The sequence below is a fragment of the Nostoc sp. 2RC genome (genome assembly GCF_014222165.1).
In the GTDB taxonomy this organism is placed as follows: Bacteria; Cyanobacteriota; Cyanobacteriia; order Cyanobacteriales; family Nostocaceae; genus Nostoc; species Nostoc linckia.
On the sequence record NZ_JACKZU010000005.1, the window covers coordinates 49721 to 63219 of the forward strand.

At 42.3% G+C, this 13499-nt stretch carries 10 protein-coding genes; 5 read left to right on the forward strand and 5 right to left on the reverse strand.

Annotated features, from left to right (window positions below; all coding sequences use genetic code 11):
- Positions 1 to 82: 82 nt before the first annotated feature.
- The 3 genes from GNE10_RS01555 to GNE10_RS01565 all read right to left on the reverse strand — a co-directional run bounded on the left by GNE10_RS01555 (position 83) and on the right by GNE10_RS01565 (position 3901).
- A complete protein-coding gene (locus tag GNE10_RS01555; protein ID WP_185563350.1) occupies positions 83 to 1123 on the reverse strand; it encodes an ABC transporter ATP-binding protein in 1041 nt (346 codons plus the stop codon).
- 147 nt (positions 1124 to 1270) lie between these two features.
- Positions 1271 to 2887, reverse strand: coding sequence for an iron ABC transporter permease (locus GNE10_RS01560; protein ID WP_185563351.1), 1617 nt, complete (start codon positions 2885 to 2887; stop codon positions 1271 to 1273).
- Positions 2888 to 2890: 3 nt separating this feature from the next.
- Complete coding sequence (locus GNE10_RS01565; RefSeq protein WP_260446710.1) at positions 2891 to 3901, reverse strand: iron ABC transporter substrate-binding protein; 1011 nt, start codon at positions 3899 to 3901, stop codon at positions 2891 to 2893.
- A gap of 267 nt (positions 3902 to 4168) precedes the next feature.
- On the opposite strand from GNE10_RS01565, the gene GNE10_RS01570 reads away from it, so the two are divergent.
- The 4 genes from GNE10_RS01570 to coaBC all read left to right on the forward strand — a co-directional run bounded on the left by GNE10_RS01570 (position 4169) and on the right by coaBC (position 7595).
- Positions 4169 to 4918, forward strand: coding sequence for an SDR family oxidoreductase (locus GNE10_RS01570; protein WP_311774776.1), 750 nt, complete (start codon positions 4169 to 4171; stop codon positions 4916 to 4918).
- Between the two features lie 92 nt (positions 4919 to 5010).
- The gene (locus tag GNE10_RS01575; protein ID WP_185563356.1) at positions 5011 to 5634 is read left to right on the forward strand and encodes an alpha/beta hydrolase; all 624 of its coding nucleotides are present in this window, start codon (positions 5011 to 5013) and stop codon (positions 5632 to 5634) included.
- Positions 5635 to 6040: 406 nt separating this feature from the next.
- Entirely contained in the window at positions 6041 to 6253 is a 213-nt protein-coding gene (locus GNE10_RS01580; protein WP_099069588.1) for a DUF2555 domain-containing protein, read from the forward strand.
- 100 nt (positions 6254 to 6353) lie between these two features.
- Entirely contained in the window at positions 6354 to 7595 is a 1242-nt protein-coding gene (coaBC, locus tag GNE10_RS01585) for a bifunctional phosphopantothenoylcysteine decarboxylase/phosphopantothenate--cysteine ligase CoaBC (protein WP_185563353.1), read from the forward strand.
- Between the two features lie 155 nt (positions 7596 to 7750).
- On the opposite strand, the gene gcvH is transcribed toward coaBC, so the two are convergent.
- Complete coding sequence (gene gcvH, locus GNE10_RS35335; RefSeq protein ID WP_311774777.1) at positions 7751 to 8335, reverse strand: glycine cleavage system protein GcvH; 585 nt, start codon at positions 8333 to 8335, stop codon at positions 7751 to 7753.
- A gap of 85 nt (positions 8336 to 8420) precedes the next feature.
- On the opposite strand from gcvH, the gene GNE10_RS01595 reads away from it, so the two are divergent.
- Entirely contained in the window at positions 8421 to 9209 is a 789-nt protein-coding gene (locus GNE10_RS01595) for a lipoate--protein ligase family protein (protein ID WP_221642696.1), read from the forward strand.
- 46 nt (positions 9210 to 9255) lie between these two features.
- Here the strand turns inward: GNE10_RS01595 and GNE10_RS01600 are convergent, their stop codons facing one another.
- On the reverse strand, positions 9256 to 13401 hold the full coding sequence (locus GNE10_RS01600; RefSeq protein WP_185563354.1) for a TcdA/TcdB pore-forming domain-containing protein: 4146 nt from the start codon (positions 13399 to 13401) through the stop codon (positions 9256 to 9258).
- Positions 13402 to 13499: the final 98 nt, after the last annotated feature.

Genomic DNA, 13499 nt, shown 5'->3' on the forward strand with positions numbered 1-13499 from the left:
CCTTACCCTTTTCCCTTTTCCCTTTCCCCAGACTTCACCCAGCAAAGTTGACTTGCCAGACTACTGGCTTTGCTAGATTAGATTAGTGCGGAAAAACTTTGATGCGATCGCTAGCGATGGATAACTCAACTCTTGTACCCACAGGTAAAGCCACATCAGCCAATGTCCGGGCATGAAGTTCTTTTCCAGAGGAAGTTTGCAAACAATATTGATACTCACGTCCCAAAAACCGCCGGGTACGCACCACCACAGGGGCATCGTTGTCTGGCTTTAAGATAAAATCTTCTTGGCGAATCATGATTTCGCCAGCGTTTTCGCTGTGATTTACTGTTAACTCAAAATTGCCGATTTCTGTTTTCCATAAATTACCCTGACGATGGGCGGTCACAAAATTAGCCTGAGTCACAAATTCGGCTACAAATCTTGATGCTGGATGAGTATAAATTTCTTCTGGTGTGCCTAGTTGTTCTAAGTGTCCTTGGCGCATGACACCTACTATATCTGAAATTGCTAATGCTTCTTCTTGGTCGTGGGTAACAAAAATTGCTGAAGTACCAGCAGCTTTGAGGATATCTCGCACCTCTTCTCGCAAGCGTAGCCTCACTTGGATATCAAGATTGCTCAAAGGTTCATCTAAAAGCATGAGTTGGGGTTGGGGCGCTAAAGCACGGGCCAAGGCTACTCTTTGCTGTTGTCCGCCTGAAAGTTCGTAAGGATAGCGCTTTTCTAAGCCTCCGAGTCTCACTAGCCCTAAGACTTCAGCTACACGTTTTTGTATTTGGTGTTTAGGAAAATCTTTCAACCCAAAGCCCACATTTTCTACCACATTCAAATGGGGAAACAGCGCATAATCTTGAAAAACAATACCAATGTCGCGCTGTTCGGTTGGGATGCAAGTAGAAGTGTTAGAAACTATTCGTTCTCCAATTTTAATTTCTCCTGTTTGCAGCCGCTCAAAACCAGCAATTAATCGCAACAACGTTGTTTTACCACAACCAGAGGGGCCGAGCAATCCTAATATATCTCCTTGTTGCAATGTCAAAGATACGTTATCCACAGCAGGAAAAGTGTTTTCTGCAAACTGCTTGGTGACATTCTGTAAGTGGAGAATTAGTTGTTGCATAAAAAGAGGGGTTGGAAAGGAGGTTTTTATCCTAATTTTGTGGGTGTAAATATCACGCACAGAGGCAAAAAGTGAGATAAAAGAAGAGTTGATTTTTGTATTTGATATTTGAATTCAACAGTATTTATTCTCTACTTTCTATCTCAATTAAAATTCTGTTTCTATTTGTACTTGATTGATAATTTTTTCTTTTTTGACGTTCTCTTGAGACAACACTAATAAAGTTGAACCGATAGAAACTAGCAACATGGCTAATGACGCTGCGGCTGCGTCGGCAAAATCTACATTTTCTGTGGCTTGCCAAATTTGCATTGCTAAGGTGGTAAACCCAATAGGTGCTAAGAGTATGGTGGCTGGTAGTTCTTTAATTGCTGTCAAAAATACTAGGACTGCACCACTTAAAATTCCCGGTTGTACTAATGGGAGAGTCACTTCTTTTAAAGTTTGCCAAGCATTCCTACCCAAGCTGCGTGCTGATTCTTCTATCTGGGGATTTAATTGTAAAAGCGAACTGCGGACTGTTCCCACTGACTGCGGTAAAAATAATACTAAATATGCAAATATTAGCATGGGTAAAGTTTGGTACAGCATTGGCAAATAGTTGGCACCAAAAAATACCAAAGATAAGGCAACTACAATGCCTGGAACTCCAAAACCTATATAAGAACAACGTTCAATGATGGCGGTAATTTTATTGGGAAATCTCACTGCTAAAATTGCAACTGGTAGGGCAAAGATGGTAGTGGCTAAAGCGGCTAATCCGGCTGCGCCAATGGAGTTGAGGATGTTGGGGATTAAGTTGGGGAATGTGTAACCAATGTTAAATCCTCGAATCAACCAAAATAAGGTAACACCTACTGGCAAAGCTACACCGAAGCTAGTAATTAAAAGACAAAAACCGAAAGCTGGCCATTTCCAAATTCCCAGTTTGGCAATTTTTGGTGGACGTAGGGAAGCGGAACCACGACTATAGTATGCAGCACGCGATCGCATTCTATATTCTAACCACAAAATCCCTAGTACCAGTATTACTAACATCAAAGCTAAAGCTGCGGCTGAGTTGCGATTAAAACTAGCTTTATATTGCAAAAAAATTGCTCTAGTAAAGGCATCAAACCGCATCAGCGAAGGTGTACCAAAGTCACGCAAAGCATACAAGGCAACTAATAATCCACCTGCAATTATTGATGGTTTTAACTGCGGCAAAACTACCCGAAAAAATGTTTCTTTGCCACCATAGCCCAAACTCTTCGCTGCTTCTTCCAAAGATGGATCGATACCTTGTAAAGCTGAACGAACACTGAGCAACATGTAGGGATAGGTAAACAAAGTAATTGCTAAAACTGTCCCCGGAAAACCATAAATAGAAGGTAATTCTTCTACTCCCAATGGTTGCAGCAACAACTGTAAAAAGCTACCCCGTGGGGCCAATGTTGCAATCAGCGCAAAACTGCCTACATAACTGGGAACTGCTAAGGGTAATGTTGTTGCTACTAACCAAAAACGTCTTCCTGGTAAGTCTGTCCGTACTGTTAAAAATGCCAATGGTATGGCAATTAAGGCAGAAAAAAATGTTACCGTTGCTGCCATCGCCGCACTGTTGAAAAATACCATGACATTGCGGGGACGAGAAATTAATTGCCATAATTCTTCCCCGCCAATGCCTGTGGTACGAATGACTAAATACAGTAATGGCAGAGCGATGGCCACTGCCACTACTGCTGCGGCTAATGTGAGAAATAAGGGAGGGCGAACCGCTTTCAATTCTTACAAAACTCCTGCCTGTTGTAATAAATTTAAAGTTCCTGGCAAATCATCTAAATCTGTCAGGCTCACATTAGGTGGATTGAGTTTGTTAATTGGCACTTGTTTTGATGGTGCTGCAATTCCTTTTACTAAAGGATATTCGTTAGTTTCTTGAGCAAAGTAATTTTGCGAACTTTGTTTGAGTAAATAATCAATTAAGGCTTCGGCATCAGATTTTTGGTCTGTTGTACTTGTAATTGCTACCCCTGCCACATTGATTATCGAGCCTGCATCTTTTTTCGTATAGTGATGAGCAACAGGGAAGTTGGGATTGTCTTTTTTGAAACGATATAGGTAGTAATTGTTTACTAAACCAAGATGAATTTCTCCCCGTCCCAAAGCTTCTAGAATTGCGGAATTTTTACCGTAATCTTTAACACCATTTGCTTTCATTGCTTTGAGCCATTGTAATGTTTTTTGGTCTCCATCAATGACTCGCATAGCAGTGACAAATGATTGAAATGACCCGTTAGTTGGGGCCCAGCCGACTTTGTTGCGCCATTTTGGTTGTGTTAACTGCGAAATTGATGTTGGTAATTCGCTTTGTTTGACTAGCTTGGTATTGTAGTCAATTACACGAGCGCGACCGGAAATTCCAAGCCAATGCCCTTTTGCAGAACGAAAGCGACTATCAACTTTGTTCAGCAATTTCGGGGCAATTGGTAGTGTGAGTTGTTTTTTCTCCAAAGTGCCTAAAGCACCAGCGTCTTGAGCAAAAAACAAGTCTGCACGGCTATTTTTGCCTTCTTCTAAAAGAGCGATCGCTAATTCCGCAGTATCGCCATAACGCACTTGAATATCCTTATTCAAGTCTTTTTTAGCTTTTTCAATTAAAGGCCCAATCAGTTTTTGCTCTCTACCGGAATAGATTACCAAAGTTTTTGTTTGGGCATCTACAGCCATTCCGATTCCCCAGCCAAGGATTAAAGCCACAGCTCCAGCTGAAACTTTCTTCAATGGTAAAGTTTTCAATTTCTCATCCTCCACCCTCATTGTTACCAGGAAGTTTTTGCAATAATCTTGGTATTCTCAACCTTTACCATTAACTTGTACTACTAAGCAAGAAAATTTCTCAAAAAATTAGATTTTAATTCTCTAGGCAGATGATTTTCAGGCAAACAAACCTAGTCTTTTTTCTAGGTTTTCTCACCTGAAAGTTTGTGAGAGTATTTAAACACAGTGAAAACGCACTGTTTTTAAATGCATCGTAGATCCTCAATTCAATAGGAGTGGCTAACAGTGGGAAATAGCGAACTCAAGAATAAAGTAGCCTTGATTACTGGTGCAAATAAGGGTATAGGACTGGAGATGAGTCGTCAACTAGGACAACATGGATTGACGATTTTGATAGCAACCAGAAATATAGAAGCAGCAAAAACGGCAGCTAGTAACTTGCATGATGAAGGAATCTCAGCAGAAGCCATCGCCCTTGATGTAACTAACAGTACTCAAATTCAGTCTGCTTTTCAACAGATTAGTGACTCTTTTGGTCAGTTGGATATTTTGATTAATAATGCAGGTGTATTTTTAGATGGCGACTGGTTAACAAGTAATGCCAGTTCTGTTTCAATAGACATTATTCGACAGACATTCAATACCAATTTTTTTGGCTTGGTGGAACTGACTCAAGTACTCCTACCGTTAATTTTAAAAAGTCCTAGCGGTCGAATTGTCAATATATCTAGTATCGAAGGCTCATTAACACTTCATGCTACTCCTGATTCACCAATTTATGACTCCAAACCATTTGCTTACAATGCTTCTAAAGCAGCAGTCAACGCCTTTACCATCCATTTAGCCCATGAATTACGCAATACTCCTGTAAAAATTAATAGCGCTCATCCAGGTTGGGTGAAAACTGAATTAGGCGGTGAAGGTGCAATGATAGATATCCCACAAGGAGCGAAAACCGGCGTTGAGTTAGCGATGCTTTCTGATGATGGGCCGAGTGGCGGCTTTTTTCACCTTGGTGAAGCAGTACCTTGGTAAAAACTCTGTAGAAGCAGCATCCGGTTCCTGATACGTAAGTCTACTTCAAAAGATAGAATCTACTCAAAGAGTCACATTTTAGGAGTAAACCTCTGTCTTTACAATTTATCAATGTTCCCACAGCCAATTCTCAACCACCGGCAGGTTTAATTGTGACTTTGCATGGTTGGGGTGCTAATGCTGAAGATGTCTCATCTTTGCTACCTTATATTAATTTACCGAATTATCAGTTTGTATTACCGAATGCACCTTTCCCGTATCCTTACTCACCCATCGGCAGAGCATGGTACGATTTGAGAGTGGAAAATATGTATCAAGGATTGACAGAAAGTCGGCAATTGCTTATTGAATTGTTGCAATCCTTAGAAGCCAGTACTGGTGTACCTTTGTCACGGACAATTTTGAGTGGATTTTCTCAAGGCGGGGCAATGACTTTAGATGTAGGATCGAAATTGCCCCTAGCGGGTTTAGTTGTCATGAGTGGGTATTTACATCCTGATGCCATCGCCGCAGCTAGCGGTGAAATTCCCCCGACTTTAATTACCCACGGCAGAAATGACGAAGTTGTGCCCCTGCAAGCCGCATGGAAAGCACGAGAAACTCTAGGATCTTTGGGAGTTGCTGTAAATTACCACGAATTTGACACGGGGCATGAAATAGATCCACAAACGTTAAATGTGCTACGGAACTTCGCGCTCGACACACTTGCTGATTAAAAGGGAACTCTTAACGGGCAACAGGCAACAGGGAAATCGGTTTAAATAAATTTAGGACATCCAAGAATAACTACACTCAATTCCTCCATCCAACGCCACTATCCAATTTCTCCCCTTGCCTGAAAAGCCTCCCCTCCCCAAGAACTGCTTACCAAAACAATTGATTATTTTTTTATTTAGAAGTCCTTTTTCGGAGCTACTTTTTCTTCTTTTCCCTGTTCCCTGTTCCCTGTTCCCTCTGAAGGCATGGTCAAGATTACGATTTTTTTATAAATTCTGGTATAAATGCGGAAAAATTTCACGAAATCCATGACCTGTAATGAGTAATATATATTGGGAGGCTGCAATATAAAGCAACTTCACCCATGCTGAAGGCGAATGCGTGCATAAGGGAGGGGCAAGCATTATGACAACTCTAAGCATTTCCAGAAAAGAAATTGCTGCTATGACTGCGGCAGAAGTAGAACAGCTAGCTTCTCGTCTGGAGCTGGATAATTACAGTAATGCTTTTGAGGGTTTAAATGATTGGCATCTACTACGAGCGATCGCATTTCAGCGTCCAGAGTTAGTGGAACCCTACATTTATCTGTTAGACTTGGAACCCTACGATGAAGCGTAGCAATTTTAGATTTGAGATTTGAGATTTTAGATTGGGGTCAACTAGCTAGAATCAAAGATTATCAGGGTTAATGTATCACTTGCTTAATCCGAAAATACCAATGCAATCTCCCATAGATCCAAAATCCAAAATCCAAAATCCAAAATTGAGCAGGGTTTTAGTTGCTATAGGTGGCGGTATCGCCGCCTATAAAGTTTGTGAATTGATTTCAACGTTGTTTAAAACTGGGGTGGAAGTGCGAGTCATTCTCACCCGTTCGGCACAGCAATTTATTACACCTTTGACTGTGGCCACCCTATCTCGCCATCAAGCATACACAGATGATGATTTTTGGCAACCAACTTACTCTCGTCCGTTGCACATTGAGTTGGGTGAATGGGCAGATGTGATGGTAATTGCTCCCTTGACGGCTAACACATTAGCAAAATTAGCCTACGGCATGGCTGATAATTTACTCACAAATACCGTACTGGCTTCTACTTGTCCCGTGTTGTTAGTACCAGCGATGAATACGGATATGTGGGAACAACTATCGGTGCAGCGCAATTGGCAACAGTTGTCCATCGATAGCCGATATCATGGAATGAATACAGGATCGGGTTTATTAGCTTGCGATCGCGTCGGTGCTGGGAGAATGGCAGAACCCCCAGAAATCTTAACTTACATTCAATCGCTGTTACACACCCAAGGCAAACGAGATTTAATAGGTAAACGAGTATTAGTTAGCGCCGGAGGAACGCGAGAATATCTCGACCCAGTAAGGTTTATTGGCAATCCTTCCACAGGTAAAATGGGATTAGCCATTGCTCAGGCAGCACTGCACCGAGGGGCAAGGGTGACTCTGGTGCATACACCAGCTAATTGGCAAGCACCTTTGGGAGTCCAAGCAATTCCTGTGACGAGTGCCGAGCAAATGCACCAGGCGATGGTAGAGTATTTAGCCAACGCTGATATCATTGTCATGTCAGCAGCAGTGGCAGATGTCAAGCCCAGAGATTATAGTACAGAAAAATTGCCCAAGCGATCGCTCCCTGAAGCTTTACCCTTGGAACCCGTACCCGATATTGTCGCTCGATTAGCACAACTCAAACAGTCACATCAAATATTAATTGGCTTCGCAGCACAAACTGGGGATATTGTCAATCCTGCATTAGAAAAATTAGAGAAGAAAAAATTAGATGCCATCGTTGCGAACCCCATCGACCGGGCAGATAGTGGTTTTGGCAGCGATAACAATGAAGCGATATTTTTAGATACACAAGGGCGGCAGGTGGCGATCGCACCTTGTTCTAAATTAGAAATGGCGCATCAATTATTTGATTTTATCAACAACGAATTTTAGATTTGCAATTTTGTCAAAAATAAAGACGTTGCATTGCAACGTCTCTACATATATTGGATTGGCTTTTAGACTCATCCTCGAAAATCGGCAAAATCATTTTGCTTCCTGTGCAACACCAACAAATGAAACTGTCCTGTTTTGACGAGAGAGTTAGCTTAGGCTTCTGAGGACTCTTTTATGTAATCACTGTATTGCTGGCTAGAGAGTAAGGCATTAAGCTCAGAGGAATCGCTAAACCTGATTTTTACCAACCAACCATCGCCATAGGGGTCTTCATTAAGTAGTTCGGGTTCATCAGCAACTGCTTGGTTGACCTCTACAACCTCTCCTTTTACGGGAGTATAGAATTGTCCTACTGCTTTAACCGATTCGATGGTACCTAATTCATCTCCTTGGTCGAAAACCTGGCCAACCTTTGGCAATTCTGCGAATACAGTTTCACCAAATTGCCGCTCAGCATACTCAGTAATGCCTATTTTAGCAATGTTGCCTTCAACCAGAACCCATTCATGATCCTTGGTATATTTCAGTTGGCTAGGAATGTTCAACAATGCCAGTTGGAGAATACCAGTTAGCCAAGACTGATTGCTTTGTGGCTGGTTAATCTGTGCAGGTAGCGCCTGAGCGATGGCTTGACTCGCTGCTGGCCAAAATAAGTTGGTGACAAACAAAGTTACAGCCAGTACCAGAGTAATCGCGGAACGAATTGCGTACTGGCATATCGTTTTGATGAAATTCACGGATAGATTCTTCCTATAATTACAAACAAACGTAGTATTAAATACTGATATTAAAATGTCAATATCTTTCCAGAGTGGGAAATCCATGACAGAAGTAGCAACCGAGTCACCATCCACCTGGCGTTTTATTCCCATGATTCAGACATCAGGAGGAGTACAAATGGCCATTGATGCTTGGTTGTTTAAGCAATGCGAAGAAGGACAGCATCCGCCTACGTTGCGTTTTTATACCTGGCATCCCCACACCCTCTCCTTGGGACATCTGCAAAAACAATGGCCTGCTCGATGGCATAATCTGATTTATCAAGGACAGCAACTCGATGTAGTTCGTCGCCCAACGGGAGGTAGAGCCGTTCTCCATCAAGGAGATTTAACCTACGCCTTGATTACAAAAGCGAGTACTGCAAAAAGCTGGGGTATTTATGAAAACATCTGTAACTTTTTGATTCAAGGCTGGCAAACCTTGGGTGTTGAATTAAATTATGGTTCTGCTGGACGGGGTTACATTCACAATCCCAGTTGCTTCAACACAGCAACAGCCGCAGACTTGGTTACCCCTGATGGCAGTAAATTCATCGGTAGCGCCCAACGCAAGGGAAGAAATACAATTCTGCAACACGGCTCAATGATTTTGTCCACAGATAAAGGTTTATTTGAAGAAATCTTTCAACAATCGGCTCCTTGGAATACCTCGTTTTGTAAAACAGAGGAACAGGATAGCTGGATTGTGAAGATTGTAGATACATTGACACAGACAGCAAAACAGTATTTTGATATGGAATTAGTTACCCAACCATTCACAGAGCAAGAATGGCAAGATATCCTCAAATTGCCATCGCTTTATGAAGTGCGATCGCCTCACACCAAACTCTAGACTCTTGAATTTGGTCTGAGGCGATGTCACCCGTTCTTAGCAATTCTTAGACAATCACCGCAGGAACTCTTAAATAAGAGCTACGCGTATATTTATCTACCTGCTTGTCGGCAACCACCTCATTGGTCTGAGGATCAAAATAGAGCGAAATCCTAAAGCCGATCAGTGCGTCAGTATTGCTATAGCTACCAAATGTGAAGGTATTGCTTTGCTGGTTGTAACTCGTGGAACTAGCTAGAACCTTAGCTGACTCTTGGCCTAGCTTTTTTAGAGCATCATAACTCAAAATCACAGTCTTTCCATCTTGCGTGGGTATTTGCACGCTCATTTGCTCTAAAAGATTGTTGAGATTACCTTTCTCCACCTGTAACTGGTGTGTGGTGCCCCATCGGTATGGATTATTGTTTAGTTCTGTGAAGGTCTGAACTAAACGACCTGTGACATATCCTTGATTTGGGTTTGGTTCGATGTAACTATCGTAAAAATACGACAAGCGACAGGCTGGAGAAGTTTCACCTGTGTATGTCCACAGATCCATACCCCAGTTGTGGTCGTATTTAACACGCATAAACACCAAATCGTACCCAGCTTGGATAAAGGCTCCATCGTTTAATAGATAGGGAATCTTGATTTGTCGAGATTGAGTAGGACGTTCAAAAAACTTATTGCACACTTGCCCATTAATCACCAAGTCTTGCCCCTGGCGCGACACATTACCAGAACTGACTTCATATATAGTTACATTCCCTATCTCTGCCTGCATCCGATCTACAAACTGCTTGGCGCTTCCGGCAGTCACAACGGTTTGACCCTTGACGTTATACTTACCTAGTGCAGCAAGTTCTTGGGCGTTTAAGCTGAGCATGTTCCCTGTGGTGGTGGAAGGGAACTTCACTTGGAATCCATTCAGAGAAGTGTAGGTTGTGTAGAAGTTGCTGTAAGCAATGGAATCGGTTTTATTGTTTTGCGACACAACCAAGTTATCTCCTTGCTTGTCAAAGGTAATACCCTCCAAATTCATGAAGATAGTGGTAGCATCGGCATTTCCAAGTGATAAACGACTGGCTACTTCCGTAACTGCAAAGGTAACATCATCAAACTGCAACTGGAGGTGTTGATAACGATTTGCCGTTGGATTGCTGCTGGACACTCCGACAAGATTGAGCCAGTTTCCGCTTTGTTTATGGGTGAGAATAATGTCTTCCCCCTGTTGAGTGTAGCTGAAGTCGCTTGTTCTGAATCCTGTCAGTCTCAGGACATCTTGATTGGTATCCTTTGCATAATTCAACACAAAGATGGCTTGATAATGCAATATTGCTCGATCCACATAGTATGTGTCAGTGCCTTCTTGTCCGAATAAAATTGCTCGTTTCAACTGAGGGTATTTACTTAGAGGCGTGAGTGCGATTGTGTTATTCGCTGAAGTTCCAGTCAATTGCAAAGCGTATCCTGACAAAATCTGATACTGAATTTCTCCCTGTTCCCAGGAAAGTGAGGGTTCCGCATCCTTGTGTACTTTGATTTGGTAGCTTACACCCTGACTGTTTTGCCCAACAATCGTATAAGTATCCTTGCCATAAACGTAGTCAACACGGTTAACTTCAGGGCGTGGTTGCATTTGCAGAATCAACCCTGCTTGGTCTAACAGGCGATCGACTTTAGACGTTCTTAGCTCTCCAAGTGGTACTGCTAAAATCTGATCCATCAGCTTTGCATTGGCATTAATGGCATCGATGAAACAGAAGCCCTCGCCCCTGTACATACAGTATTGAATAACGTTATTCTTTCCTGACTCCTGCTGGGGAATTTTTTGGGTAAAGAATATCTCGTTATTGGCAGTCCATACGTTCTCAAATATTCCTTTGAAAGCTAATTTATCAGGTCGATCGCGATCGCGCATTGTAGAAAGCTCACTATACCTATCAACCTGCATCTGTGTGATCATCTGAGGTGGATTATCTCTAGTCTGATCCTTGCAGTGAGCAACTAAAGCAAAGTTCTTCAGATCGCAAATTCCCATATAGTGTAGTCTGGAATCTGGCTCTTCAAAAACGATGGCAATGTTGTCAGCATTTGTTAAAGGTACTGATTTTAAAATCCCCGTTTCCACCTGAGCATTAGCATTACCCGATTGAGCGGCCTGCTTCAGATATCGATAACTAACATAGGCACGATATAACAAGCTGTCTGAGTTCATGTCCATGCTACCGATCTTATTGGAGTCGGTTTGTTGTATTTTGGTAATGTTGAGCATCAAGGACATGTTGCGTTCTTTGAGATTGACAATAAAAATATGACCAATATTGTCAGATAGAACAACATAGTTGGGCATTTTGCCCTCAAATTTCACTCGCTGTGGTTGAGCGGCAGTAATTTGTAATGATTTATCTTCTGTTCTTGTTTGTCCAATGGTGAAACCATCATCATGGAAAGTAACCGTCCAACAATCTGGGTAACGAAGCCAAGTGGAATATGTCCGCAATCCAATGGCGTCGATATTAAAAATCCAGCGTTCATCTGGATTGTCTGAAGCTTGAATGCGAATATCAATTTCCTGCTCGCTCAAGGCTACTATATAAGTCCCACCATTACCTTGCAATCGATAAGTTAAATTAGACCTTTCGATGTCAGCAACTTGGGGAATAACAACGCTTCGCTTAGCTTTGTCTAGCTTCACCGTCACTGTTGTGGCTTTGTACTCTGGGTAAAATTGACTGATGGCGTAGTCTGACGTTGCCCAGTAATCATAGTAAAACTTCTCGTAAATATCAGGATGAGATTCTATCTGGCGCAGAGCATTAATGCCAGGGCTGCTTTCGTTTTCTTGCCAAAGTGGTGCTACTATGGCGTGTTCATAGTCAAAGGTCATCTCGATATCTCTGGGTAATACAATTACCTCGACATCGCTATACTTTAAATCCATTGTCTCAGGACAACCCAATCCTTGCCGGATACTGAGACGCGGTAGCTGTTTGGCCTTAGCACTTGCCCGACCTATATCTGGCCCAGCAAAAAAACTATCACGGTTATTAACTCTGGTGTGTCCAGCTCCTTTGTGGTCTGGATTAACTTGATATAGATATTGGCTACCAAATTTCAGCTTCTTGTTAACGAGGTCGATTTCAGTAATAACTGCGCCTCCCTTGGGTTTTAAGGCTGAAGGAATTTTTTGATATTGATCGGCAGCTTGGTAAATCATACCCCTTGTGCCATCGGCATTGGCCTTATAGCCGTCAGCTATGATGCCAAAGGGTTCCGCTGCCTTCCTGGCATTTTCGCTTCTTTGTGCGTACAGTGCCACTAGGGTGGGGATTCCCGCTGCTAAACCAGCAATTGGTAGAGCGATCGCTCCCAAGATTGAAGCTGCTGTGGAAGCTCCAGCAATCCCTAATCCCAGAGCGAGCAGAGAAGAGGCGGTTCCTACAACATCAAACACCAAAGTTGTGGTAACTGAAGCACGTTCCACACTAGATGAAGTATTGGCAAGCACAATGCCATCTAACACAACGTTCACAATGTTCATCGCAATGCCCAAGCCTTCTGTGGCAGTAGTTTTCACCACAGTAGAGACTAAGCTTTCGGACACTTCCCTAGCCACAGCACCCCCATTACTCAGGGCAGGACGAATCGCACTTATGACTTCAGCTGCTTCTGTTGCTATACCATGTCCGTATTGTGCCAAGTTCAAATAGCTCTGAACTCCCACTGCCGTGTCTAAGTCGGGGTTACCAGATTTATCATATAATTCTCCGCTTGCAACCCATTCAACAACCGCCTTGACTAAATCCGCTTTATTAGAACCAATCCCAACCCCAGCAGATACAGTACCGCCTTCTATTTGAGTGCTAACCGTACCAGTTATAGAATCAACCTGAAAAAATGCCCCCAAATCCTTGGCTTGATCGTTGAAAAAAACTTTGAAGTTATCAAAAGTTGCATCATTAGTTTCAATCCACTGAGGGTTGTTATCTGGATTTTGCTTATTGAGGAACTGTACGCTGTATTTTCCTCCTCCAATGGACTTCACATTTTGAATCACCGGCATCCAGTTGGAGTCAAGTTTCTTCTCCTGACCTACGGTTTTAACCGCTTGTTTCCAACGCTCTGTTTGTTCAACAGCTAAATAGATATCTAAGATGGATTGAACTAAAGAACTGCGACCAAATCCTGAACTGGCGTTATTGTATGGCATTTAACACTACCTTAAGCTGTAACTAGCATTTTATTTGCTAGATTCACCTTAAAATGTGTTGATAACAGAAATTGTTAACTTCATATAATCTTAAGTAT